Here is a 25,863-nt window from a genome sequence, read left to right on the forward strand (position 1 = left end):
AAGGCAAAAAGAATATGTTAAAAAATCATACAATGTTTAACGCAATTATAAATATGACGAATTTCCTTATTTTAAATGAAAAACTTCTGAATGATGGTACCAGCACATATGATAGTTCTGTAAAGGTGGAAAAGTTGTCTAGAATCCAACACATACAGTCACTAGAAAGGAGGGGGTAATATGTGGGAGCAAGTTATTTTTTTCACAATCCTATTAGGCTTTTTAATTACTGTTTTATTATCTCCAGTATTTATTCCCTTCTTAAGAAGGTTGAAATTTGGACAAAGCATTCGTGAAGAAGGACCTAAATCACATCAGAAAAAATCAGGTACGCCTACTATGGGCGGTATTATGATTTTACTATCTATCGTGATTACCACTTTAGTGATGACAAGTAAATATGCAGAGCCAACTGTAAAAACATATTTACTTTTATTAGTAACACTTGGATTTGGTTTATTAGGCTTTTTAGATGACTTTATCAAAGTTGTCATGAAACGAAATCTGGGACTTACTTCCAAACAAAAGTTATTAGGTCAAATTATTATTTCTGTTGTATTTTACTTTATTTTTAAACAAAATGACTTTTCAACAGAGGTTTCAATTCCGTTAACAGACTACTCAATAGACTTAGGGTTTGGATATGTATTTTTTATTATCTTCTGGTTAGTAGGGTTTTCTAATGCAGTTAACCTAACGGACGGTTTAGATGGTCTAGTATCTGGTACAGCTGCGATCGCCTTTGGTGCTTTCGCGGTATTAGCTTGGAATCAATCTCAATTTGAACTATCCATTTTTTCTGTAGCAGTTGTCGGAGCAGTACTTGGTTTCCTTGTATTTAACGCACACCCTGCAAAAGTCTTTATGGGAGATACAGGTTCATTAGCACTAGGTGGAGCGATTGCAACCATAGCCATTTTAACAAAATTAGAGATTATTTTAATTATTATCGGAGGAGTATTTGTTATTGAAACTCTTTCCGTTATACTACAAGTAATATCTTTTAAAACAACTGGAAAAAGGATTTTCCGGATGAGTCCACTTCATCATCACTACGAACTAGTTGGTTGGTCTGAATGGCGAGTAGTAGTGACGTTCTGGAGTGTTGGAATACTTTTTGCAGTACTTGGAATTTATATCGAGGTGTGGTTGTAGTTGAAACAGATAAATGATTACCGTCATAAAAAAATATTAGTTTTAGGATTAGCAAAAAGCGGGGTTGGTGCGGCCTCGCTTTTACATAAATTAGGGGCTTTTGTTACGGTCAATGATAAAAAGCCGCTTTCAGAGAACCCTGAGGCACAGGGTCTATTAGAACAGGGGATTACTGTTATTTGTGGAGATCATCCCATTGACTTGCTTGATGAGGGATTTGAGCTAATTGTAAAAAATCCAGGAATTCCTTATCATAATCCAATGATTGAAGGAGCTCTTTCGAGAGGAATTCCCGTCATTACTGAAGTTGAGCTAGCTTATAAAATTTCTGAAGCTCCCTTTGTAGCTATTACGGGTACGAATGGAAAAACAACAACGACCACTTTGGTGTATGAAATGCTTCATGAAGGGGCAAAATCGCCTCTTATAGCGGGTAACATTGGCACAGTAGCTTCAGATGTAGCTCAAGAGGCTACCGAGGATCAGACTATTGTTATTGAGCTTTCTTCGTTCCAGCTCATGGGGATTCAAACCTTTAATCCTAAGATCGCAATTTTAATTAATTTATATGATGCTCATTTAGATTATCATGGAACTCTACATGAATATTGGCAAGCGAAAGCGAATATCACGTTGAATCAAACCGAAAATGATTATTTTATTTGTAATAGCGATCAGCCTGAAGTAATGGAAATTGCTCGTCAGTCCAAAGCAAAGATTGTCCCATTTTCAACTAGTAGGATTCTTGATAATGGTGCTTTTGTTCAGGATGGATGGGTGTATTTTAACCAGGAAAAAGTGATGAATACAGTGGATATCGTGCTTCCGGGTGCACATAATCTTGAAAACATCTTATCAGCGGTTGCTGCAGCAAAAATATCAGGTGTAACAAATGAGGCAATCTATAAAGTTCTTAATACCTTCAAAGGTGTAAAGCATCGCCTTCAATATGTTCATGAATTTGAAGGTAGAAAGTTTTATAATGACTCAAAAGCTACGAATATTTTAGCAACTAAAAATGCCTTAGCAGCCTTTAATCAGCCTATCGTTTTGCTAGCAGGTGGGTTAGATAGGGGAAATGAATATGATGAATTGGTACCTTCTCTAAAAAATGTTAAATCAGTCGTAACATTCGGTCAAACGGCTGAGAAAATTGAGAAAGCAGCCCTTGAAGCAGGAATAAAAACGGTACAGCGTGTCGATAATGTTGAAAAAGCAGTACCCGCTGCCTTTAATCTTTCAAAGCCTGGAGATGTAATACTTTTATCACCTGCATGTGCAAGCTGGGATCAGTATAAAACTTTTGAGGTTAGGGGAGACATTTTTATCGAAGCGGTGCATAAGCTTAAGTAAGGGCTTGTCTACAAAACGGAACATAAGTGTTTGGCATAATGTTTAGTCATCTGTTCTAAGACGGAGTAAAACCTTACGTGTAAGCCCTAAAACTTGCATTCGAGGTGTGTTGCGTTGCCGACTAAGAGAACTACTCCCGATTTAATCTTAATGATTGTAACATTTACTTTACTTGCTGTTGGACTAATTATGGTTTACAGTGCAAGTGCGGTATGGGCGGAGTATAAATTTAATGACTCCTTCTTTTTTGCAAAAAGACAAATGTTGTTTGCTGGTGTTGGAATCTTTGCTATGTTTTTCATTATGAACATAGATTATTGGACATGGAGAAAATTTGCAAAGGTTATCCTGATCGTCTGTTTCGTTCTTCTTGTCCTTGTATTAATACCAGGGATCGGGAACGTTCGAAATGGGTCAAGAAGCTGGATTGGTGTAGGTGCCTTTTCTATACAGCCATCTGAGTTCATGAAACTAGCAATGATTGCGTTTTTAGCAAAATATTTATCGGAAAATCAAAAGAAAATCACTTCTTTTAGAAAAGGATTAGTTCCCTCTCTAGGATTAGTATTTCTCGCTTTTGGTATGATTATGCTTCAGCCCGACTTAGGAACTGGAACGGTTATGGTTGGAACATGTGTAGTGATGATTTTTATAGCTGGGGCTAAAATTAGCCACTTTGTCGGTTTAGGGATGTTAGGTGTTCTAGGGTTTGTTGGCCTAGTAATTTCAGCTCCTTACCGAATAAAAAGGATTACTTCCTTTTTAGATCCATGGCAAGATCCGTTAGGGAGTGGATTCCAAATTATCCAATCCTTATATGCAATAGGGCCAGGAGGATTATTCGGCTTAGGTTTGGGACAAAGTAGGCAGAAATTCTTCTACTTACCTGAACCACAAACTGATTTCATCTTTGCTATATTGGCAGAAGAGCTTGGATTTATTGGCGGATCGTTTGTACTTTTACTTTTCTCTCTATTGTTATGGCGTGGAATAAGAATTGCTTTAGGAGCACCCGATCTATTTGGAAGTTTCTTAGCCGTAGGAATCATAGCAATGGTTGCTATTCAAGTTATGATTAACATTGGGGTTGTAACAGGGCTAATGCCTGTAACAGGGATCACTCTCCCGTTCTTAAGTTATGGTGGATCCTCTCTAACCCTCATGTTAATGGCCATTGGGGTACTATTAAATATTAGCCGACATTCTAGATATTAAGAGTTTAAGCCTGAGAAGTTCATTTGGAACATTCTCAGGCTTATTTTCGTTCGGAGAATAATCGACCAATATCTTCTAAAATAGGTTAAAATGTTTTAAAAGAATTATTTACAGCGAAGGGGATTATCATGAAGAGTTTTTTTAAGTTATTTATTGTAATTATTTTGTTCATAAGTGTATTTCATCACCCAAAACAAGCAGATGCTGCCGGTAAAGTTATATGTATTGACCCCGGACATCAAAAAGTAGGAATAAATAAATTAGAACCCATTGCACCAGGATCTAAATCAATGAAGCCAAAGGTTTCCTCCGGAACGGCTGGGATTGTAACCAAAAAACCTGAATACGTACTAGTTTTGGAGGTCTCGAAAAAACTTCAGAGTGAATTAAAAAAACGAGGCTATAAGGTTTATATGACACGAACTACTCATAATGTATCTTTAAGTAATGTGGACCGTGCCAAGTATTGTAATTCAAAGAAACCAGATTTGACCATTAGAGTCCATGCTGACGGCAGTACAAACAAAAACGTCTCAGGAATTCATGTACTCTATCCATCTGCAACTTATACAAAATCAATTAACTCTAAAAGTAAAAAAGCAGCTGAAATCGTAATCAACGAACTCATAAAAACGACTAAAGCTAAAAAGTTCAATGGAAAAGGACTATCTCCAAGAACCGACCTCACCGGATTCAATTGGTCAAAGCACCCCGTAATCCTACCCGAAATAGGATTTATGAGTAATAAAATAGAAGATAAAAAACTTTCAACCAAAGCATACCAACAAAAAATTGCTGTGGGTATTGCTAATGGTGTTGATAAGTATTATAAAAATGGGAAGAAATGACCTAATATTTAACGAACATTTTTAAAGATGTTCGTTTTTTGTTTTGTTCTTGATTGTAGAAAATAAATTGTAACTTTTAACAAAGTTTAAATCGCTGAGTGGATTGCAGCGGAAGGCACTTGACTCCTGGGGGATTAGCGTTTCAGTCGAGACCCCACAGGAGCTTGCGACGAGGAGGCTTGACGAACGCCCCCCGGAAAGCAAGTGCCTGGAGCGGAAAGGAACGGACTAAATAAATGAACCAATTTACTTTAAAGGTTCCGAATTTTGGAATTTAGGAAATCAATTATTATAGTTCATGGTGGAATTAACGGCTTGTCTTTTAGTATGATATAGGTTGGAAAAAAATTAATTTGATTAAATAGCAACATTATATTATCATCTTAATTTTCAGGCGTATGCCTTAATTAACACTACTAGAATATTACTTAATGGCAACAAAGAAACAAAGTTTACGAATCAAACAAAAAATATTACATTTAAATGACATTCTATCATTGTTTCCTTTATTCCAATTAGAATATAGTAGAATGAGTAATGCGAGGAAGGTGAAATAACACCAAAGGCTGTTTTCAGCAAGTTTAAAACTGTTACAGTAAAGAGGACAGCATAGTTAAAACAAAAAACACTTTTTCTCATGAGGTGAAAGAATGCGTATTGTTGTTAGTGGAGGCGGTACTGGAGGACATATTTACCCAGCACTTGCACTTATAAGAGAGATAAAAAAAGAGAACGAGTCAGCACAGTTTTTATATATAGGAACTGAAAAAGGGCTAGAGAGTGGGCTAGTCACTCGTGAAAATATCCCTTTTAAATCAATACATATTACTGGATTCAAAAGAAAGCTGTCTTTTGAAAATGTAAAGACGGTATTAAGGTTTTTAAAAGGTGTTAATGATAGTAAAAGAATGTTAAAAGAGTTTAAGGCAGATGTAGTCATTGGGACAGGTGGATACGTTTGCGGGCCTGTTGTATATGCTGCAGCTAAACTTGGGATACCAACTATTATTCATGAGCAGAACAGTGTTCCTGGTTTAACGAATAAATTTTTAAGTCGTTATGTAGACCGGATTGCTGTGTGTTTTGAAGAAGCAAAGAATTTTTTTCCATCTGAAAAAGTTATATTAACGGGTAATCCACGTGCATCTGAAGTACTCGGGCAAGATGGAATACAAGGGAGACTCACGGCAGGTTTAAAAATAGGTGTTCCCACTGTCTTAATTGTTGGTGGAAGCAGAGGGGCTAAACCTATTAACAGTGCGGTGTTAAAGTCTCTATCAGAACTGGGAGGTAAACCATATCAAGTCCTTTATGTAACTGGTGATGTGCATTATCAAGAGGTTCAAAAGGAAGTCAACTTGATTGGAAATCCCGATAATGTTGTCATAAAGCCTTTTGTTCATAATATGCCAGAGGTCTTAGCAGGCATAGACTTAACTGTTGCTCGCGCAGGGGCAACCACTTTAGCAGAATTAACTTCTTTGGGGATTCCAAGTATTTTAATTCCCAGTCCGTATGTTACAAACAATCACCAAGAAAAGAATGCACGTGCTTTAAGCGATCATGGTGCTGCTTTATTATTGCCGGAAAAAGAATTAACAGGTAAAAAGCTTGTTGAACAAATAGACTCCATTTTAATGAATGAAAACTTATTAATAGACATGAAACAGAAAGCACAAAAATTAGGAATACAGGATGCTGCCAGTAGACTGTATAAACTAATGGAAGAGCTCGTAAAGAAAAAACAAAAGTAGCCTAGAAATGACATCTGCATATGATAATGTAACACAGTAACGGAAAGGGAGGTATATATGAAGGAATTCATATCAGAACTTAAAGAATTAAACGTAGGAAAAGTAAAGGAAAATGAACTTTTAGCAAATCATACAACCATTAAAATCGGTGGTCCTGCTGACTTACTCATTGAACCATCCTCTGTAGATAATTTAAAGAAGGCGATGGAGCTTATCCGTAAACATAAGGTTAAATGGATTACGATCGGAAGAGGATCTAATTTGCTTGTTTCAGACAAAGGAATAGAAGGTGTGGTCATCAAACTGGGACCTGGACTTGATCAATTAGAGATGAGCGGAACAGAAATCACTGTAGGTGGCGGTTATTCATTAGTAAGCTTAGCCACTTCTATCAGTAGAAAAGGGTTATCAGGTCTTGAGTTTGCAAGTGGAATTCCTGGTTCTGTTGGTGGCGCTGTATACATGAATGCAGGAGCACATGGCTCAGACATTTCAAATATTTTAAAGAAAGCACTAGTTTTGTTTGAAGATGGGAAATTAGAATGGCTAAGTAAAGATGAAATGGAGTTTTCTTACCGTACATCTGTATTGCAAAAGAAACGTCCTGGTGTTGTTGTTGAGGCTGTTTTCCAACTAACAGAGGGGAAAAAGGATCAAATACTAGCTGAGATGCAGAAAAATAAAGATTATCGAAAAGAAACTCAGCCTTGGAATTTTCCATGTGCGGGAAGCATTTTTAGAAATCCACTTCCAAATTATGCAGGGAAGTTAATTGAGGTTGCAGGATTAAAAGGGTTCTCCATAGGTGGGGCAAAAATTTCAGAGATGCACGGTAATTTTATTGTTAATACAGGAACAGCGAAGGCAGAGGATGTATTAGCTCTAATACAGCATGTAAAAAATACTATTTATGACTTATATGAAGTGAAAATGGAAACTGAAGTGGAAATAATCGGTCGAAAGTAACAGGAAATTCTCCTTACTGGTTCCAAATATTGTGGTATAATATTACCCTAGAATAGCAAATTTTTTGTAATTATTAATCTTTACTGGGTGCTTTGAAAACTTAATAAGGTACAATAACCACTGTTTTTCTAGGGTAGATTTATCTCATGATGTACAGGGATATTAATCAATATCATTAACCATAAAGGTTTTTATTGCATAATAACCATACAGGAAATATGACCTAAATGTATTAGAACGGCATGATTACTCGTGCCGTTGTTTTTCTCTTAGACTAAACATAGTCAACTTTAGGACAAGCAGATAGAGAAATAACTGTTTGGGGTCGTTGAGGAGAACATGTAATTAATAATGTTAATTATTTCCTTTAAAGAGTAGGGGTGTACGGAGAATGGATAAGGGGAAGGTTGTTTCAATAGAAGATCGAATTCCAAAGCTCAAACAACAAAGACGAAAAAGAGCGAATAAAAGACTCATCTTCCTTCTCTTACTATTTTTTTCCTTAATTGTTTGTGTCGTATATTTTCAGTCTCCTTTAAGTCATGTTAAGGCTATCAAGGTATCAGGGAATCGCATTTATACAGAGGAAGAATTGATTAAGATAACAGGCTTAACTAAAGACACAAACATGTGGAATATTAATCAAGAAGAAATTACAAGCAAATTGAAGAAATTGCCAGAATTAAAGGATGTTAAAATTGACATCCAGCTTCCTAATACAATTAATATTCACACAGAGGAATGGCAAAGAATGGCTTACATAGCTAAAGAAGCAAAGTTTCAGCCTGTATTAGGTAATGGAGAAATCTTAGAAAAAACAGTCTCAGAACTTCCAGTCAATGCTCCCATTTTAGTTGGATTTACAAAAGGGGATGTCATACGGGAAATGATAACTGGACTTGAATCAATACCAGAGGAAGTTTTAAATTCTATATCAGAAATTCATTATTCACCAAAAGATACGGACAAATATCATATTACTCTTTTTATGAACGATGGCTTTGAAGTAAGTGCTTCATTAAGAAGTTTTTCAGAAAAAATGCCTCATTACCCTTCAATAGTAAGTCAATTGGATCCGAGTAAAAAGGGGATAATCGACCTTGAAGTTGGCTCGTTTTTTAAAGCCTATGAAACGGAAGGGGAGGAAGGACTTGAAAATGAAAATGAAAGTGAAGGGTAGATATGTGATCCTCTCACTCGTTTGTTTAGTTTTGGGATATATAATGGCTTTCTCCTATCATCTTACAAAAAAAGAAAATAGCTCTTCTCCTATTACCAATAGCCAATGGGAGAGAGACATGCAACTCCGAAATCAACTTATCGATTTGGAAAAAACAAATCGGAGTCTGCAAAAAGAATTAAAAGAAAAGCAAGATAAGTTATTAGAGATTGAAAAAGATCTGGCAAAGGAAGAACAGGTGTTTTTTAATCTAGCTGAAGATGCGGAAAAATTTAGAATGTATTTAGGGAAAGTGAAAGTAAAAGGCAAGGGAGTTAAGGTGACACTTGCTGATGGAGATTACAATCCTGATGAAAAAAATATAAATAATTATATTGTTCATGAACATCACGTTTTTAAAGTTGTAAATGAGCTTTATATTTCCGGTGCTTCTGCAATTGCAATAAATGGACAAAGACTTCAGCACAACTCCTATATTCTTTGTAACGGTCCAGTTATTGAAATCGATGGAACCCAACATCCAGCTCCTTTTGAAATAACTGCAATTGGTGACCCGGAGGTTTTATCTTCTGCTCTGAACCTAACTGGCGGTGTAAAGGACATGTTGGTGAATGAGAATGTTCAATTTACTTTAGAGAAAAAAGATGAAATAAAGTTGGAGCCAATTTTAGGAACATAGGATGCTGATTATGTAGGTGCTTAGTATATTAGCACCCTTCAATATTAAATTTTACAAAAAAATATATGAAAACAACCATTATGTAAAAGCCTTGTCCACTAAGAGAAGGAAAGTTAGGTGAATTTACGTGGACAGAAAAAAAAATTATAGCTTAACGATTATAACGATTATTGTCGGCTTTATGTTAGCTGTTCAGTTTCAAACAGTCCAACAACCTAAAGTTCGTGATACTCGTGATACTTGGCAATTACGTGAGGATTTAGCGAAGGAAAAAGAGTTACAGTCAAAACTGATTAGAGAAATTAGGTCTAATGAAACGAAATTAGCAAAGTATGAAACCGAGCGGAAAGTTAGTAAAGAACAGGCTCTGCGTGATACTTTAATTGAACTAAAAACCGAAGCTGGGCTAACGGAAGTAACGGGTGCAGGTATAACGATGTTTATTGAGCCTCTTAGTGAAGAACTATTTATAGGTGAAGCACGAGATATTTATTTTTCTGCTGATCTTTTAAAAAGGTTACTTAATGAGCTTAATATGTACGGGGCTTTACATGTATCAGTTGGTGGTCAAAGGGTGATAAATACAACGGTCATTAGAGATATTAATGGAGAAACAAAGATTAATGGACGGTCACTTAACCGTTTTCCAATTGAAATCAAAGCACTTACAACTGATCTTGTAACAGCTGAAAAGTTGTATAATCGGATGCAAGTTTCAAAAGCGCTTGAAGACTTCTTTATTGATAACCTTAAAGTGAGTATAAATAAACCAGAAATTAGAACGACTATTCCTCCTTATGAGGATTCTATTAGAGTTCGTTATATGGAGCTGGTAAAACCTGACGAAGGAGGCAAATAATATGTGGCTTCCAATTCTAGGATTAATTATTGGGGTAATTCTGGGCTTATTAACTGATTTTTCTATCCCAGATGAATACTCTAACTATTTGTCCATAGCTGTTTTAGCAGCACTTGATACATTGTTTGGAGGAATAAGAGCACACCTTCAAAATGTCTACGATGAAAAGGTATTTGTCTCAGGTTTCTTTTTCAATATTATTCTAGCTGCAAGTTTAGCTTTTCTAGGTGTTCATATTGGTGTAGACTTGTACTTAGCAGCCGTTTTTGCATTTGGGGTAAGGCTATTTCAAAATATTGCTGTCATCCGTAGAATATTATTGACAAAATGGTCTACAAAACAATAAAAATTAGAAAAATATTGATTTTTATAAAGGGAAAATCCTAATTTTGACGAATAATTTTATAGATGATAAATATTCATACTTTTTTTGAAGAACGAAGAGGGAAAGAAATACTTTAATATAACTTTTTCCTCCTAAAATATCTTCATAAACATAACGGTAGAATATTCATTTTACTTACTTATAAACCAATTCGTTTAAATAACATGATTGTTGTTCAACTTTATTGAATGTTAAAAGGAGGTGCCAGAGAATGAACAGCAATGAAATTTATGTAAGTCTTGACATCGGTACATCCAGTGTAAAAGTAATCATTGGGGAAATGGTCAATGACTCTTTAAATATTATTGGAGTAGGCAATGTGAAGTCTAAAGGATTAAGAAAAGGCTCCATTGTTGATATAGATGAGACCGTTCATTCTATTAAAAAGGCGATCGAACAAGCTGAAAGAATGATAGGAATGGAAATCACAAAGGTAATTGTTGGTGTAACAGGTAATCATGTAATGTTACAACCATGCCATGGTGTAGTGGCCGTTTCTAGTGAAAACAGAGAAATTACGAATGAGGATATTGCTAGAGTAATAGATGCCGCACAGGTTGTAAGTATACCTCCTGAAAGGGAAATTATTGATGTTATACCAAAGCAATTTATTGTAGACGGTCTGGATGAAATTAATGACCCTAGAGGAATGATAGGGGTTAGGCTTGAAATTGAAGGAACGATTATAACAGGATCTAAAACGATCTTACATAATACACTTAGATGCGTTGAACGAGCGGGATTAGAAATTCTTGATATCACCCTTCAGCCTCTGGCAGCAGGTGCATTTGCTTTATCAAATGATGAAAAGAATCTAGGGGTTGCTCTTGTAGATATTGGTGGTGGTTCTACCACAATTGCCGTATTTGACCAAGGACATTTAAAGTCAACCAGTGTTATTCCGATTGGTGGAGAGCATATTACAAAAGATTTATCCATTGGTCTACGTACATCCACTGAAGATGCAGAAAAAATTAAAGTAAAACATGGTTACGCTTTCTATGACCATGCATCTGAAGAGGAAGTGTTCAGTGTACCTATAATAGGGAGTGATCAGCATCAACAATTTAACCAATTAGAGATTTCTGATATCATTGAAGCCAGATTGGAAGAATTGTTTGATTTAATCCAAAACGAAATAAAACGTTTAGGCGTTCACGATTTACCTGGTGGATATGTATTAACGGGTGGGGTTGCTAATTCACAAGGCTTACTCGAATTAGCTCAAATCGTATTCCAAAATCGTGTTCGAATAGCCATCCCTGATTATATAGGAGTGCGCGAATCACAATATACAACTGCAGTGGGCTTAATCAAATTTGCTTATAAAAATGCAAAAATTCAAGGAAGAGCCATGAGCAACAGTGCAGTTGCTGGTGAAGTAAATGAAAAGCGTGTTCAGAAACAACCGCAACCAAAAACAAAGCCGGAAAAACAACCGGAAGAAAAAATTACATCAAGAGTTAAAAAATTCCTTGGATACTTTTTTGAATAAATTCAGGACTACATATCTCTTAGATATTTAGTCGAGGCTACCAGGAATAACGACGAATTAGGAGGATTTGTCATGTTGGAATTTGATACGAATTTAGATTCTTTAGCTACGATAAAAGTTATTGGCGTTGGTGGCGGCGGTAATAATGCGGTAAACCGTATGATTGAACATGGTGTTCAAGGTGTAGAGTTTATTGCAGTTAATACAGATGCACAAGCGTTAAACTTATCAAAAGCTGAAATTAAAATGCAAATCGGGGGCAAATTGACTCGTGGTTTAGGAGCAGGTGCAAACCCTGAGGTTGGTAAAAAAGCTGCTGAAGAGAGTAAAGAACAGCTTGAAGAAGTCCTAAAAGGCGCAGACATGGTCTTCGTTACAGCTGGAATGGGCGGAGGTACTGGAACTGGAGCAGCTCCAGTTATCGCTCAAATTGCTAGAGATTTAGGTGCTCTAACAGTAGGTGTTGTAACTCGCCCATTCACATTTGAAGGTAGAAAACGTTCAACACAAGCTGCTGGTGGAATTTCCTCTATGAAGGAAGCAGTAGATACGTTAATCGTTATCCCTAATGATCGCTTATTAGAAATCGTTGATAAGAGCACGCCAATGCTTGAAGCATTCCGTGAAGCAGATAACGTATTACGTCAAGGTGTACAAGGTATATCTGACCTAATTGCTACACCTGGTTTAATCAACCTTGACTTTGCTGATGTTAAAACGATTATGTCTAACAAAGGCTCAGCTCTTATGGGTATTGGTGTTGCAGCAGGTGAAAACCGTGCAGCAGAAGCGGCTAAGAAAGCAATTTCTTCTCCATTACTAGAGAAGTCTATCGATGGAGCACAAGGTGTACTTATGAACATCACGGGTGGATCAAACCTAAGTTTATATGAAGTTCAAGAAGCCGCTGATATTGTGGCTACTGCATCGGACCAAGATGTTAACATGATCTTCGGTTCCGTTATTAATGACAACCTTAAGGATGAAATTGTCGTGACGGTAATCGCTACAGGCTTTAATGAAGAAGTAGCTGTACCAAAGCAAGCTAGACCTTCTTTCGGACAAGTAAAACCTTCTATTGATAAAACTAGAAGAGAACCTAAACGTGAAGAAGAAATGATTCAGGAACCGGTTAGAACGGTTTCAAGTCATCAAGCAGAAGATACATTAGATATTCCAACATTCTTACGTAATCGTAACCGTAGAAGGTAATACCAAAAACAAGGTCTAAAATGGGCCTTGTTTTTTTGTTTTTTGCCACCATATCCTCTTTTCCATTAATATCTCATTCCCCTTAAATATGTTTAGAACAAGAATGCTAGAAAAGTGTTGGCCCCTCTTTGCCAGAAGATATTTTTGCAATAGATTAATTTTCCACTTTGGAGGTTTTAAATGGCCTTTTGTTATCAAATGAGAAAAATTGACAAAAAACGAATGAATCTCTGAAAAATTCTCCCTTTTAGGTTACAGAAAGTGACACACTTCATTATGGAATGTACGCTATACTTTTTCATAACAGATTAATAGAGAAGTAAAATTCGTTAAAATATTATTTTTATACGATAGGGTCAGGTGAGTGTATTAAAAAATAGAGTTCCCATTTACTTAAGAGGAGGAAAATAATTGACCGTCTATTTAGATATTATATGGGCATTAAACTTTTTATTTGATAGTTTGCTCCTATACTTAACGGCAATTATTTTAAAAAGAGATTTCAAGTATTGGAGAGTTTTTACTGGCGGTTTTATCGGATCTATTATTATCCTATTAACCTTTACTCCTTTCAATGACTATTCGGGTCACCCGTTAGTTAAATTATTGTTTTCTGTAGTTATGGTTTTTGTTGTCTTTGGCTATAAGAGGCTTCGCTATTTTATAAGTAATTTGATGACCTTTTATTTGACGACATTTTTAGTCGGAGGAGCTTTAATAGGGACTCATTATTTTGTTCAGTTTGATTATCAATTATCGTCGTCCGTACTACTAGCAAGTGTTCACGGATTTGGAGATCCGATTAGTTGGTTATTTGTCATACTAGGATTTCCAATTGCTTGGCATTTTTCTAAGACGAACATTGAAAATATTGAAATGACAAAAATACGTTATGACCAATTACTTGACGTGTGCGTTTGCATAGAAGGTAATAAGCTTCGGTTTAAGGGACTTATAGACAGCGGCAACCAACTGTATGACCCAATCTCTAAAATGCCTGTCATGTTTGTCTCAATAGCTAATTTAGGAGATGATCTTCCTGACGTGATTACTAGGTTAGCAAGTGAACCAGACTCTATTATTTTAGGAGAAGAATCCATTTCACCTGAATGGGAAAATAAAATGAGAATTATTCCTTATAAAGTCGTAGGACAAGAACATCAACTGATCATTGCTGTTAAACCAGATGAAATCATCTTCGAGAAGGAGAATGAGACTTTGTTAGTTGAAAAAGGTTTAGTTTCCTTTACAAAACAACAACTCTCCTCTGATGATGCTTTCCAGTGCATTGTTCATCCGAAAATGCTAACGACTACCAAAAAGGTTCAGACCCATTCAAAAGTAAGCTAGCAGCAGATATCACGGAAAGATAAAGTAACCTATAATACTATACTCAAAAAAACATAAATTAGAAGGAGGACAACTCATGAAAAGTTTAAAACTTCGCTTATCCTACTACTGGTATAAATTATTAATAAAATTAGGTCTTAAAACAGATGAAATATACTACATTGGTGGAAGTGAAGCTTTACCCCCTCCTTTAACAAAGGAAGAAGAAGAACTTCTCCTAGAGAAACTTCCAAAAGGTGATAAAGCAGCAAGGTCTATGTTAATCGAAAGAAACTTAAGACTAGTTGTTTATATCGCTAGGAAATTTGAAAATACCGGAATCAATATTGAAGACTTGATTAGTATAGGAACAATTGGACTCATAAAAGCCGTTAATACTTTTAATCCAGAAAAGAAAATAAAGCTAGCTACATATGCTTCAAGGTGTATTGAAAATGAAATTCTTATGTACTTAAGAAGGAACAATAAAATTAGATCTGAGGTTTCTTTTGACGAACCATTAAATATTGATTGGGATGGTAATGAATTATTGTTATCTGATGTATTAGGGACAGAGGAAGATATTATTACAAAGGATTTAGAAGCTAACGTAGACAAAAAGCTTTTACTAAAGGCACTTCACCAATTATCTGACCGAGAAAAGCAAATTATGGAGTTGCGCTTTGGATTAGGTACTGGAGAAGAAAAAACCCAGAAAGATGTTGCTGATATGCTAGGGATTTCGCAATCCTATATATCTCGATTAGAGAAAAGAATTATTAAACGATTAAAAAAGGAATTTAATAAAATGGTATAGATAGAAAAATTTTTCAACAAAAATTTTAATGTCATTTTTCCCTTGTCCTGTAAATGTTTTACAGACTATTGAGCATTTGTGGGGCTGGAATAGGGTGCATATTTTTCCTTCTGGAGGAGATACTGTTTTTTGTACAGCAGCTCCTGTAGGAGGGAAAAGAATTGACTCGAAATAAAGTTGAAATTTGCGGTGTAGACACATCAAAGCTTCCAGTTTTAAAGAACGAAGAAATGAGAGAACTCTTCAAGCAAATGCAGAGCGGGGAATATTCAGCCCGGGAAAAGCTTGTTAATGGAAACCTACGTCTAGTATTAAGCGTGATTCAGCGGTTTAATAATAGAGGTGAGTATGTAGACGATTTATTCCAAGTAGGCTGTATTGGCTTAATGAAGTCAATTGACAATTTTGACTTAAGCCAAAACGTAAAGTTCTCTACCTACGCTGTTCCAATGATTATTGGAGAAATACGTCGTTACTTAAGAGATAATAATCCAATCCGTGTCTCTCGTTCGTTAAGAGATATCGCTTATAAAGCTCTACAAGTAAGAGAACGATTGATGAGTGAGACATCAAAGGAACCAACAGCCGAGGAAATAGCAAAGGTTTTAGATGTTCCACATGAAGAAATTGTATTCGCATTAGATGCGATTCAAGATCCTGTGTCACTATTTGAGCCTATCTATAATGATGGTGGAGACCCAATATACGTGATGGATCAGTTAAGCGATGAAAAAAATAAAGATATCCAGTGGATTGAGGAAATTGCCTTAAAAGAAGGAATGAGACGTTTGAATGAGCGAGAAAAGCTCATTTTACGCAAACGATTCTTTCAAGGAAAAACACAAATGGAAGTCGCAGAGGAAATTGGCATCTCACAAGCCCAAGTTTCTCGGTTAGAAAAAGCTGCTATCAAACAAATGAATAAGAATATACAAAGCTAAAGCTACCTTAACAGGTGGCTTTTTGTTTTTATTTTTATCTTGCATATCACTCATTTATTTCATGACCCACTAATATACTTTTAATAGAAGATTGTGGTGGGAGTGAATACAGTGGTCAAAATATCTGAATTTCAAATAAAAGATGTTGTTAATGTCGCAGATGGAAGAAAGCTTGGAAATATTGGAGATATTGATATTAATTTAGCAACCGGGAAAATTGATTCTATTGTTATTAGTGGTGCCGGGAAGGTGTTAGGTTTCTTTGGTCGTGATGAAGATGTTGTCATTCCATGGAAAAACATACTTAAGATTGGAACGGATGTTATTTTAGTACGTTATAAAGATGTAAATGAAGGGAAGTACTTAGAGGAAGAGGGTTAATCTTCCTTATTTTGCTGTGTTCATGGGTGTTGTATGTTAAACTATAGAAAACTTAAGCCTTCTAGTTTTTTATTAAATACAAATTTAAAAGAGGTTAGGAAATGGAACCATTTGTTTTAAAAGATAAAGAATATTTTCATATTCCTTCATGGGAAACAGTAAATCCTCATTTAGTTGTAGGTTTCACGACGAAAAATGGCGGAGTTAGTAAGGAGGCTTTCTCAGAGTTAAACCTTGGTTTTCATGTTGGGGACACTACCGACGATGTCCGTCATAATAGGGGCTTATTATCTACTCAGCTTGGCATTTCCTTGAATTGCTGGGTAGGTGCTGAGCAGACACATGAAATTCACATTGAAAAGGTCAGTAAGTCAATGCGTGGGAAAGGCTCTAGCGATTATGAAAGTACATTTAAAAGAACGGATGGTTTCTTTACAAAAGATACAGGTGTGTTGTTAACCTTGTGCTACGCTGATTGTGTACCGATTTATTTTTATGCTCCTAAATATAAAGCAATTGGAATTGCCCACGCAGGCTGGAAAGGTTCAGTTGATGGAATTGCTGAAGAAATGGTAAAGGTTTTTACAGAAGAAGGCATTCCAACAATGGACATTTTAACTGTGATTGGCCCGTCCATCTGCGAAAAATGTTATATTGTAGATGATAAAGTTATCACGAAAGTACAAAATAGACTAGAACCTGTCGAAAAAAAACCATATAATCTAATTAGTGGTAATCAATATTACTTAAATCTGCAGGAATTGAATAAGCAGATCCTTATAAAATCCGGTATATTGGACAAAAATATTCAGATAACGAATTTTTGTACTAGCTGTCATAAAGAGACTTTTTTCTCGCACCGACGTGATAAAGGAAAAACAGGACGTATGATGAGCTTTATCGGCTGGAAGGAGGATTAATAAAGATTTAATGAGGGTTCAGGACAATCTAGCGCAAATCATGACACAAATATCTGCTGCTTGCGAAAAATCAAATCGACAAACAGAAGAAGTGACCATAATCGCTGTAACAAAGTATGTAAGTTTAGAAAGAGCGGCTGAGGCGGTTCAAGCAGGTGTAACTCATTTAGGTGAAAACCGGGAAGAGGGTTTATTGGCAAAGTGGGAACATTTACAAGATAAGCCTACGTGGCACTTCATTGGGTCCCTACAGTCTAGGAAGGTAAAGAGCATTATTGATAAAGTAGATTACATACATTCCCTTGATCGAATAAGCCTTGCAAAAGAAATTGACAAGCGTGCTAGTCATAAAATAAATTGTTTTGTTCAGGTAAATGTTTCTGGTGAAGAATCTAAGCAAGGATTAGAACCGGATGCTCTTATCCCATTCATACATGACTTAATGGACTTATCAAACATTCATGTGGTTGGTTTAATGACCATGGCACCTTACACTTCTGATGAAACAGTACTTAGAAAATGTTTTAGAACATTAAAAGAACTACAAGTGCAAGTCCAACAATTACAATTAACTTATGCTCCATGTAAAGAACTGTCCATGGGAATGTCCAATGACTTTTCAATTGCAATTGAAGAAGGAGCAACGATGATACGGATTGGAACAGCCTTAGTCGGAGAATGAAAATAGGAGGTGTAAAAAATAATGAGCTTAAAATCAAAATTAAAAACATTTTTTTTCCTAGATGAAGAATATGACTATAATGAAGAGGAAATGCACACAGAGACGCAGCAACAGCCTGTTAAACAAACAGGGAAGCAAACACAATACCAGCAACCTGTTCAACAAAAACAAAACGTTGTTAGCCTTCAAAGTGTTCAAAAGTCTTCAAATTCTAAAGTAGTATTAATTGAACCAAGAGTCTATGCAGAAGCTCAGGACATTGCTGATCAATTAAAAAATCGAAGAGCCGTTGTAGTTAATCTCCAAAGAATTGAAAGAGAGTCTGCTAAAAGAATTATTGACTTTCTAAGTGGGACTGTCTATGCAATCGGTGGAGATATTCAAAAGGTTGGTACTGATATTTTTCTTTGCACCCCAGAAAATGTAGAGGTTTCTGGCAGTATTTCTCAAATGTTACAAGAGACAGAAATAGATAATTCGAGGTGGTAGATACTAATGACATTCATCTTTGGTGTTTTAACAACGCTAATTTCTTATTACTCGTGGGCTTTAATTATTTACATTTTACTATCTTGGTTTCCTAATGCTCGTGAAAGCGGAATTGGTCAATTTTTAGCGCGCATTTGCGAACCGTATTTAGAGCCATTTAGAAAAATTATTCCCCCGCTGGGTATGATTGATATTTCACCTATTGTTGCAATCTTAGTTCTACGTTTTGCAACAAATGGTTTGCAGCAGTTATATATTTGGATGCTTTAATCTTATGGCTGTTTTCTTATATTTTGTTGATGTTAGTACAATCATTCATTTATCCTTATTTCATTCCATAATAATAGGATAATACACGTATTAGCATAGAAACAATTTATGTGAAAGCAGCTTTTTGCTTATAATTGAAGGTGGTACATATGAATATATACCAACATTTTCGTAAAGAAGAAAGAGAATTTATTGATCAAGTTCTTGATTGGAAAGATCATGTTGAGAATACTTATGCTCCAAAACTGACGGATTTTCTTGATCCAAGGGAGCAACAAATAGTAAAAATGATTGTTGGAAAACAATCTGATGTAAGATGTGATTTTTTTGGTGGATATGATGGATCAGAACGTAGACGAGCGCTTTTTTATCCAGATTATTATGAAGTAAAACAAGAGGATTTTCAGGTACAATTATTCGAAGTAGAATATGCAAAAAAGTTTCTTACAATAGCACATAAACAAGTGCTAGGTAGTTTAATGTCTTTAGGATTAAAACGTGGAAAATACGGAGATATTTTAATCAAAGATGAACGGGTACAGTTTTTTACTGTTAAGGAAATAAAGGACTACGTTGGCCTTAATCTAAATTCTATAGGTAGGGCAACCATTTCAGTTAAGGAACTACCTTTAGAGAACTCCATTCAAACGGATGAAACTTGGGAAGAAGCTTCAACAACAGCTTCATCACTACGATTAGATACTTTACTATCCGCTGTATTTAATATCTCGAGACAAAAGTCACAGCTCTTTATTCAACAAGGCCATGTAAAAGTAAACTGGACAACCGTTGAAAATACAGCGTTTGAATGTGGGGAAGCAGACGTCCTCTCCCTAAGAGGACACGGCCGTGCAAAAATTAGTTCAATCGAGGGAAAGACAAAAAAAGACAAGTGGCGTATCGTTTATGGTAGACATAAATAAATATCTATCTGTTATAAGAATTTTGAAAAAAATAAAAAACTTGCAGGAAAATAGATATAACTGTCGAATAATAACACTAAGTACATATTGAAGGAAAATCTTTGTCCAAATGGCTTTGTTATAGAATCTAGTTGATTGCAGCGGAAGACACTCGACTCCTACGGGAGAACGGGTCATGGGAGACCCCACAGGCGCTATGCGCCGAGGAGGCTCCCAGACTCGCCCGCGGAAAGCGAGTGTCTGGAGCGGAAATCAACGACATAATAGAGCTTAAATAAATCACAACAATGATGGAGGTGGCCACATGCCATTAACACCGTTAGACATACATAACAAGGAATTTAACAAAGGATTTCGTGGTTATGACGAAGACGAAGTAAACGAATTTTTAGACCAAGTCATCAAAGATTATGAGTTAATCATCCGTGAAAAAAAAGAACTAGAAGAAAAACTTAATAACCTTAACGATCGCCTAGGTCATTTTACCAATATAGAAGAGACACTAAACAAATCGATTATTGTTGCACAAGAAGCAGCAGAAGAAGTTAGACGTAATGCACAAAAAGAAGCAAAACTAATTATTAAAGAGGCAGAAAAGAACGCCGATCGTATTGTAAACGAATCTTTATCAAAAGCGAGAAAAATCGCTTTAGAAATTGAAGATTTGAAAAAACAATCAAAAGTGTTTAGAACTCGATTTAAAATGCTAATCGAGGCCCAGCTAGACATGTTGAACAATGACGATTGGGATCATCTATTACAATATGAGTTAGACGCAACTGAAATAAAATCAGCTACTAATCGTGAAGAAGAAGATACATTAGCTTGACGAAAGTCGGTCTAATCGCATATAATTTCATAACAAAAGTTAATCATTTATTACGATGATAGGGACAGTACAATTTTATTAGCTTTTTTTAGCGAGTCGGGAACGGTGGGAGCCTGATGAAAGCCAAAATTGGAAGATCACCCTTGAGTACCAAGTTGAACGTCTTTTTTGACTACTAAACGTTGGCGTGTTATTCACGTTACGAATACTTGAGCGGATAGATTTTTCTGTCTACAAGGGTGGTACCGCGGGAATATAACCTTCTCGTCCCTTTTTTAGGGATGAGGAGGTTTTTTGTGTTTTCAGACTATTAAATGATTAATCTGAGAAGAATGAGTGGAGTGAAAAGATATTTCATTCAGTGGGAGGAAGTTGGAAAATGGATTACAAAGATACCTTATTAATGCCTCAAACAGAATTCCCTATGCGTGGGAATTTACCAAAAAGAGAACCTGAAATTCAAGAAAAATGGGTAGAACTTGATATTTACTCTAAAGTTCAGGAAAGAACGAAAGACCGTCCTATGTTTGTCCTTCATGATGGACCTCCATATGCAAATGGAGACATCCATATCGGGCATGCCTTAAATAAAATTTTAAAGGATTTTATCGTACGTTATAAATCAATGAGCGGGTTTAATGCTCCTTACGTTCCTGGTTGGGATACGCACGGTCTACCTATTGAGCAGGCTCTTACAAACAAAGGGGTTAAGCGTAAAGAATTAACGGTGGCTGAATTCCGTAAGCTTTGTGGAGAGTATGCTTATGATCAAATCGATAACCAACGTGAACAATTCAAACGTCTTGGGGTTAGAGGAGACTGGGAAAATCCTTATATCACTCTAACACCTGAATATGAAGCTCAACAAATTAAAGTGTTTGGTGAGATGGCTAAGAAAGGCTATATCTACAAAGGACTAAAGCCTGTTTATTGGTCTCCATCAAGTGAATCTGCACTAGCAGAAGCAGAAATTGAATATAAGGATAAACGTTCACCATCTATCTATGTTGGATTCCAAGTGAAAGATGGAAAAGGTGTATTAGATACAGATACGCAAATCGTTATCTGGACAACAACTCCTTGGACTATTCCTGCTAACCTTGGAATCAGTGTACACGCTGACTTAAATTACGTGGTTGTTGAAGTGGAAGGTCAAAAATATTTAGTAGCACAAGACCTATTAGAAACAGTGACGAAAGAGATTGGTTGGGAATCACCTCAAGTTGTAAAAACAGTTAAAGGTCAGGAGTTAGAATATATTGTAGCTAGTCATCCTTTATATGACCGTGATTCTCTTGTTATGTGTGGAGAGCATGTTACTACAGAAGCGGGTACTGGCTGTGTTCATACAGCACCAGGACACGGGGAAGACGACTTCTATGTAGGTCAAAAATACGGATTAGACGTACTAAATCCAGTGGATGATAAAGGTGTTATGACTCATGAGGCGGTAGGCTTTGAAGGTTTATTCTATGATGAGGCTAATAAGCCAATTACAGAGAAGCTTCAAGAAGCAGGGAAGTTATTAAAGCTAACTTTCATCACTCACTCTTATCCACATGATTGGAGAACGAAGAAACCTGTTATTTTCCGTGCAACTGCTCAATGGTTTGCTTCCATCAAGGATTTCCGCGAGGACCTATTAGAAGCAGTTAAAGAAACTAAATGGGTACCAGCATGGGGAGAAACTCGTCTATTTAATATGGTTCGTGACCGTGGAGATTGGTGTATTTCTCGTCAACGTGTTTGGGGTGTTCCAATCCCTGTATTCTATGCTGAAAATGGGGAGCCTATCATCACGGATGAGACTATTGACCACGTTTCTACATTATTCCGTCAACATGGTTCAAATATTTGGTTTGAGCGTGAAGCGAAAGATTTATTACCTGAAGGATTTACTCATGAGGGAAGTCCAAATGGTACGTTTACAAAAGAAACAGACATTATGGATGTTTGGTTTGATTCTGGATCTTCACATCAATCTGTACTAGAAGAGAGAGATGACTTACAACGTCCTGCTGATTTATATTTAGAAGGTTCTGACCAGTACAGAGGTTGGTTCAACTCATCATTATCTACAAGTGTAGCTGTTACTGGAAAAGCTCCTTACAAAGGTGTTCTAAGCCATGGTTTCGTATTAGATGGTGAAGGAAGAAAAATGAGTAAATCGATTGGAAATGTAGTTGTACCTGCTAAAGTAATGAATCAGCTTGGTGGAGATATTTTACGTTTATGGGTTGCTTCTGTTGATTATCAATCAGATGTTCGTGTTTCTGATGCGATTTTAAAACAAGTTGCAGAAGTGTACCGTAAAATTCGTAACACATTCAGATTCCTATTAGGAAACCTATCTGATTTCGACCCTAAGACAGATGCAGTAGCATTAGAAAACTTAAGAGAAGTAGATCAGTTTATGTTAGTTAAACTTAATAAAGTGATTAAAACGGTACGTAATGCATATGAGAATTACGATTTTGCTGCCATTTATCACGCAATCAATAACTTCTGTACACTAGACTTAAGCTCATTCTATTTAGACTTTGCAAAAGATGTATTATACATTGAAGCAAAAGCAAACTTTGAGCGACGTGCCATTCAAACGGTCCTTCATGAAAGTTTAATGGCTTTAACGAAACTAGTTTCACCGATCCTTGCACATACAGCTGATGAAGTATGGGCTTATATTCCTTCTGTTCAAGAAGAAAGTGTCCAACTTACTGATTTACCTGAATATAAAGAGATTCCAAATGCGAAAGAATTAGAAGATAAATGGACTTCTTTCATGAAGCTTCGTGACGATGTATTAAAAGCTTTAGAGGAAGCACGTAATGCAAAGGTAATTGGTAAGTCATTAACAGCAAAAGTCACTTTATATGTTAATGAAAATACAAGAAACTTATTAGATTCGATTTCTGAAAACTTACAACAATTATTTATCGTTTCAGGCTTTGAAGTTGCTGGTTTCTACGACCAAGCACCAGCTGAAGCAGTTAAGCTTGAAAATGCTGCTATTGTGGTTTCAAAGGCTGAGGGTGAAACTTGTGAACGCTGCTGGACAGTAACGCCAGAGGTTGGCCAAGTTGAAGAGCATCCAACACTTTGCCCACGTTGTGCAGAGGTTGTAAAAGAAAATTATAATCATTTAGTATAAATGCTTAGGGATAGTTCTTCTTTAGCTTTTTAAAGAGGGACTGTCCCTTTTTCTTCCTCCTCCGTTAATTGTTGTTTTGTTTGTAAATTGTTTTACCGTGTCAATCGATTACTAGCGGAAATACTAATTACACAAACAAGACAATTAGTCAAACAGCCAATAATTAGAATGGGGGTAACGGTATGGAAGCATTTGAAGAAAGGCTCTATTCAGAACTCCGTAAAACCCAAGAAGAATTATTAGAGAGACTTGAAAACGGTAATGGATCAAAAGTTAAGCAATGGATTAAAGAAGAGTTAGACGATATTAATTCGGCGATAGGCAAACTACAAAAAGGTGATTTCGGTAAATGTGAGATTTCAGGAGAACTCATTCCGCTGGATTTATTAAAACAAATACCAACTTTAAAAACATTGGAAGACTGTCAGGGTTTAGACCGATTTTATTGTAAGTCTATTTATTAGGCTGTTAAAATACACGAACAGTTACGTTTTATAGAAGATTATGCTAAAATGCAAAGGTAACAATTATAGAACGGTTTGGAGGTTGCCTTTGTGTTTTATTACATAATAATCGCACTATTTATTATTGCACTTGATCAGTGGACAAAGTGGCTAATCGTAAAAAAGATGGAATTGGGAGAAAGCATCCAAGTAATTGAAAATTTTTTATATATTACTTCCCATCGAAACCGAGGAGCAGCATGGGGGATTCTACAAGGACAAATGTGGTTCTTTTATGTAGTGACAATAGTCGTTATCATTGGAATTATCTATTACATGTATAAGGCAGCTAGAGGCAAATGGCTATTAGGTGTTTCACTAGGATTTATGCTTGGTGGTGCAATTGGTAATTTTATTGACCGTGTTTATTATAAAGAGGTTGTCGATTTTATTAATACCTATATTTTGGGGTATGACTTCCCTATCTTTAATATTGCGGATTCGGCTCTTGTAATTGGGGTTGGGATGTTGATGATTCAGATGTTCAAAGAAGAGAGAGAATTGAAGGAGAAAACAAATGGAGAAAATGGAACACATAGTTAATGAAGAACAAAAAGGTGATCGACTAGATAAAGTATTATCAACCATTAATGATGAATGGTCACGTACACAAGTACAACAATGGATTAAAGATGGAAATGTACTTGTAAACGGTAAAAATATAAAAACGAATTACAAATGTAGTTTGAATGATGAGATAGAAATTACTGTTCCAGAGCCGGAAGAATTAAATGTTGTTCCAGAGGAAATGAATCTAGATATTTATTTTGAAGACCAAGACGTCGTTGTTGTTAATAAACCACGAGGTATGGTTGTTCACCCAGCTCCGGGTCACATGACTGGGACTCTTGTTAACGGCTTGATGGCCCACTGTAAGGATCTTTCAGGGATTAACGGGGTATTGCGTCCGGGTATCGTTCACCGCATTGATAAGGACACTACTGGACTTCTAATGGTGGCTAAAAATGATATGGCCCATGAAAGTTTAGTTAATCAGTTAGTGGCTAAAACGGTCACAAGAAAATATAGAGCGATTGTTCATGGTGTTATTCCCCATGATCATGGTACCATTGATGCACCTATAGCACGTGATCCTAGGGACCGTCAAAGTATGACGGTTGTGGATAATGGAAAACATGCTGTTACTCACTTTCAAGTACTAGAGCGCTTTAAAGATTTTACTTATATCGAGTGCCAATTAGAAACAGGAAGAACTCATCAGATTCGTGTTCACATGAAATATATTGGGTATCCGCTAGCAGGAGATCCTAAGTATGGACCAAGGAAGACGATTGATTTTAATGGACAAGTACTTCATGCGGGAATTCTTGGATTTGATCATCCTAGAACAAAAGAGTATATTGAACGTGAAGCCCCGCTACCAGAGGACTTTCAAGCTTTATTAGAGGAACTTCGTAGCAATACTTAACCAAATTCGAATCTATTTATACATTTTATTTTTAAATGATGTTGACAAGATTCTACATTAGGTATAAGATTACCTTAGTTGAATAAGTCCTTTAAATC

At 36.1% G+C, this 25,863-nt stretch carries 26 protein-coding genes and 1 other annotated feature; all 26 genes read left to right on the forward strand.

What is annotated here, in order from left to right:
- Positions 1-180 precede the first annotated feature (180 nt).
- The 26 genes from mraY (at position 181) to SM124_RS03050 (ending at position 25,765) form a co-directional block, all read left to right on the forward strand.
- Positions 181-1,155, forward strand: coding sequence for a phospho-N-acetylmuramoyl-pentapeptide-transferase (gene mraY, locus SM124_RS02925; protein ID WP_322444989.1), 975 nt, complete (start codon positions 181-183; stop codon positions 1,153-1,155).
- Complete coding sequence (murD, locus tag SM124_RS02930; RefSeq protein WP_322444990.1) at positions 1,156-2,508, forward strand: UDP-N-acetylmuramoyl-L-alanine--D-glutamate ligase; 1,353 nt, start codon at positions 1,156-1,158, stop codon at positions 2,506-2,508.
- Positions 2,509-2,658: 150 nt separating this feature from the next.
- Positions 2,659-3,723 (forward strand): stage V sporulation protein E, encoded by a 1,065-nt coding sequence (spoVE, locus tag SM124_RS02935; RefSeq protein WP_407691370.1) that lies wholly within the window; start codon positions 2,659-2,661, stop codon positions 3,721-3,723.
- A gap of 128 nt (positions 3,724-3,851) precedes the next feature.
- On the forward strand, positions 3,852-4,571 hold the full coding sequence (locus SM124_RS02940; RefSeq protein ID WP_322444992.1) for an N-acetylmuramoyl-L-alanine amidase family protein: 720 nt from the start codon (positions 3,852-3,854) through the stop codon (positions 4,569-4,571).
- 650 nt (positions 4,572-5,221) lie between these two features.
- Positions 5,222-6,325 carry an undecaprenyldiphospho-muramoylpentapeptide beta-N-acetylglucosaminyltransferase gene (gene murG, locus SM124_RS02945; RefSeq protein ID WP_322444993.1) on the forward strand — a complete coding sequence of 368 codons (1,104 nt, stop codon included), beginning with the start codon at positions 5,222-5,224 and terminating at the stop codon, positions 6,323-6,325.
- Between the two features lie 57 nt (positions 6,326-6,382).
- Entirely contained in the window at positions 6,383-7,291 is a 909-nt protein-coding gene (gene murB, locus SM124_RS02950) for a UDP-N-acetylmuramate dehydrogenase (RefSeq protein WP_322444994.1), read from the forward strand.
- A 391-nt stretch (positions 7,292-7,682) separates the two neighbouring features.
- Positions 7,683-8,471 carry a cell division protein FtsQ/DivIB gene (locus tag SM124_RS02955; RefSeq protein ID WP_322444995.1) on the forward strand — a complete coding sequence of 263 codons (789 nt, stop codon included), beginning with the start codon at positions 7,683-7,685 and terminating at the stop codon, positions 8,469-8,471.
- Positions 8,449-9,150 carry a DUF881 domain-containing protein gene (locus SM124_RS02960; protein WP_322445045.1) on the forward strand — a complete coding sequence of 234 codons (702 nt, stop codon included), beginning with the start codon at positions 8,449-8,451 and terminating at the stop codon, positions 9,148-9,150. The genes SM124_RS02955 and SM124_RS02960 overlap by 23 nt, the downstream gene beginning before the upstream one ends.
- 127 nt (positions 9,151-9,277) lie before the next feature.
- On the forward strand, positions 9,278-10,009 hold the full coding sequence (locus SM124_RS02965; RefSeq protein ID WP_322444996.1) for a DUF881 domain-containing protein: 732 nt from the start codon (positions 9,278-9,280) through the stop codon (positions 10,007-10,009).
- Between the two features lies 1 nt (position 10,010).
- Positions 10,011-10,355, forward strand: coding sequence for a small basic family protein (locus tag SM124_RS02970; protein ID WP_322444997.1), 345 nt, complete (start codon positions 10,011-10,013; stop codon positions 10,353-10,355).
- A 250-nt stretch (positions 10,356-10,605) separates the two neighbouring features.
- Positions 10,606-11,889, forward strand: coding sequence for a cell division protein FtsA (ftsA, locus tag SM124_RS02975; protein WP_322444998.1), 1,284 nt, complete (start codon positions 10,606-10,608; stop codon positions 11,887-11,889).
- Positions 11,890-11,961: 72 nt separating this feature from the next.
- Positions 11,962-13,101, forward strand: coding sequence for a cell division protein FtsZ (ftsZ, locus tag SM124_RS02980; protein ID WP_322444999.1), 1,140 nt, complete (start codon positions 11,962-11,964; stop codon positions 13,099-13,101).
- Positions 13,102-13,512: 411 nt separating this feature from the next.
- A complete protein-coding gene (spoIIGA, locus tag SM124_RS02985; protein ID WP_322445000.1) occupies positions 13,513-14,451 on the forward strand; it encodes a sigma-E processing peptidase SpoIIGA in 939 nt (312 codons plus the stop codon).
- A 76-nt stretch (positions 14,452-14,527) separates the two neighbouring features.
- Entirely contained in the window at positions 14,528-15,247 is a 720-nt protein-coding gene (sigE, locus tag SM124_RS02990) for an RNA polymerase sporulation sigma factor SigE (protein ID WP_322445001.1), read from the forward strand.
- Between the two features lie 161 nt (positions 15,248-15,408).
- Entirely contained in the window at positions 15,409-16,188 is a 780-nt protein-coding gene (sigG, locus tag SM124_RS02995; protein ID WP_322445002.1) for an RNA polymerase sporulation sigma factor SigG, read from the forward strand.
- Positions 16,189-16,299: 111 nt separating this feature from the next.
- Positions 16,300-16,569, forward strand: coding sequence for a YlmC/YmxH family sporulation protein (locus SM124_RS03000; RefSeq protein ID WP_322445003.1), 270 nt, complete (start codon positions 16,300-16,302; stop codon positions 16,567-16,569).
- A 101-nt stretch (positions 16,570-16,670) separates the two neighbouring features.
- Positions 16,671-17,489, forward strand: a complete 819-nt coding sequence (pgeF, locus tag SM124_RS03005) for a peptidoglycan editing factor PgeF (RefSeq protein WP_322445004.1) — start codon at positions 16,671-16,673, stop codon at positions 17,487-17,489.
- 10 nt (positions 17,490-17,499) lie between these two features.
- Complete coding sequence (locus SM124_RS03010; protein ID WP_322445005.1) at positions 17,500-18,171, forward strand: YggS family pyridoxal phosphate-dependent enzyme; 672 nt, start codon at positions 17,500-17,502, stop codon at positions 18,169-18,171.
- Positions 18,172-18,192: 21 nt separating this feature from the next.
- Positions 18,193-18,660: a cell division protein SepF gene (locus tag SM124_RS03015; RefSeq protein WP_322445006.1), complete on the forward strand. Its 468-nt coding sequence runs from the start codon at positions 18,193-18,195 to the stop codon at positions 18,658-18,660.
- A gap of 6 nt (positions 18,661-18,666) precedes the next feature.
- A complete protein-coding gene (locus SM124_RS03020) occupies positions 18,667-18,930 on the forward strand; it encodes a YggT family protein (protein WP_322445007.1) in 264 nt (87 codons plus the stop codon).
- A 149-nt stretch (positions 18,931-19,079) separates the two neighbouring features.
- The gene (locus SM124_RS03025; protein WP_322445008.1) at positions 19,080-19,853 is read left to right on the forward strand and encodes a YlmH family RNA-binding protein; all 774 of its coding nucleotides are present in this window, start codon (positions 19,080-19,082) and stop codon (positions 19,851-19,853) included.
- Between the two features lie 304 nt (positions 19,854-20,157).
- Positions 20,158-20,682 (forward strand): DivIVA domain-containing protein, encoded by a 525-nt coding sequence (locus tag SM124_RS03030; protein ID WP_322445009.1) that lies wholly within the window; start codon positions 20,158-20,160, stop codon positions 20,680-20,682.
- A 46-nt stretch (positions 20,683-20,728) separates the two neighbouring features.
- Positions 20,729-20,957 (forward strand) — a binding site (T-box leader).
- 104 nt (positions 20,958-21,061) lie between these two features.
- Positions 21,062-23,833, forward strand: coding sequence for an isoleucine--tRNA ligase (gene ileS, locus SM124_RS03035; protein ID WP_322445010.1), 2,772 nt, complete (start codon positions 21,062-21,064; stop codon positions 23,831-23,833).
- Between the two features lie 182 nt (positions 23,834-24,015).
- Positions 24,016-24,297 (forward strand): hypothetical protein, encoded by a 282-nt coding sequence (locus tag SM124_RS03040; protein ID WP_322445011.1) that lies wholly within the window; start codon positions 24,016-24,018, stop codon positions 24,295-24,297.
- A gap of 90 nt (positions 24,298-24,387) precedes the next feature.
- Entirely contained in the window at positions 24,388-24,879 is a 492-nt protein-coding gene (gene lspA, locus SM124_RS03045) for a signal peptidase II (protein ID WP_322445012.1), read from the forward strand.
- Entirely contained in the window at positions 24,854-25,765 is a 912-nt protein-coding gene (locus SM124_RS03050) for an RluA family pseudouridine synthase (protein WP_322445013.1), read from the forward strand. The genes lspA and SM124_RS03050 overlap by 26 nt, the downstream gene beginning before the upstream one ends.
- Positions 25,766-25,863 lie beyond the last annotated feature (98 nt).

This window comes from Robertmurraya mangrovi (genome assembly GCF_034427655.1).
GTDB lineage: Bacteria > Bacillota > Bacilli > Bacillales > Cytobacillaceae > Robertmurraya_A > Robertmurraya_A mangrovi.